Annotated in this window: 2 protein-coding genes; both read right to left on the bottom strand. The window is 57.0% G+C overall.

Going from position 1 to position 1,022, the window contains the following annotated elements:
- Window positions 1–190 (bottom strand): PDC sensor domain-containing protein (locus tag AC097P_RS25120; protein ID WP_479613128.1); only part of this gene is annotated, 190 nt, incomplete at its 3' end.
- A gap of 93 nt (window positions 191–283) precedes the next feature.
- Window positions 284–1,022 (bottom strand): HDOD domain-containing protein (locus AC097P_RS25115; protein ID WP_479613127.1); only part of this gene is annotated, 739 nt, incomplete at its 5' end.

Here is a 1,022-nt window from a genome sequence, read left to right as displayed (position 1 = left end):
GGCCTGCGGGATGCGCGATGTCCGAGTCGAATGCAATGTGGCCCTGCACGTCCAGCACCCACAGCGCCCGCACAAAAGGCAGGCGTTTGAGCTGGGCTTGCAGCATACCAGCCACTAGTGCCGGGTTACGTTCACCCTGTTTGTGCATTTGGACCAGTGATTCTGCAGTGAGTTCCAGGCGCTGGTCCACTGCTTGTAAGGTGCGAGTGGTTTGCTCGGCACCACCGAGCCCAACACTATCGCTGCAGCCAACCACAGCCAACTCTGCCGCAGCGCGGATTGCTTAAACTCTGACAAAGATTTGCGCGTCTTCATACAAAGCACGGATGTTGCCCAAGGAGGCAATCACCGCATCAAGGTCACCGCCCAAACGCTGGGTGACGGTTGGCGGTAGCGGGTCGATAAACGGGTTGCCACCAAAACCCAGACCCAGCTTTTTGCTGATCTGGTTGGCGGCAAAGACGCAGGCAGCCATGCCGTTGTCCAGTGAGGTGTCGCCGTTTTGGCTGCGAATGGCTTCTACCAGTTGCGGCGCAAAACGCCACTTTTCCACCAGCATGGCACCTACCACCGAGTGGTCGACGCCTATCACCTCACGTAGCGCCTGATGCAGTGATGTTTCGTGCCATTGACTCAGTTCCAAAGCCTTTCGGAAATCCTGCGGCATGGATTTGGCAAAAACGACCTTCCCAAAATCGTGCAGCAAGCCGGCGATAAAGCAGTCCATGGGGTCAGCGTCGCCTACCCGGTGTGCCAGTTGTTTTGCAATGCCAGCCGTTGCCAGTGAGTGCAGCAGGTATTGCTGGCCATCAAACCCGCCCATGTGAATGGATGGCAGCACACCTATGGCGGCGATACCCAGGGCAACGTTCTTGATAGTGTTGAGACCCAGGTAGACCACGGCGTGGCTGATGGATGTGACCTGCTTGGGCATGCTGTAGTGTGCCGAGTTGACGACGCGCAGGACTTTGACGGTAACCAAAGGGTCTTGCTCAATGACCTGAATCAACTCCTTAGGCGAG

This window comes from Rhodoferax sp. ZS1R8, assembly GCF_056521325.1.
This window is presented reverse-complemented; position numbering and strand designations above follow the sequence as displayed.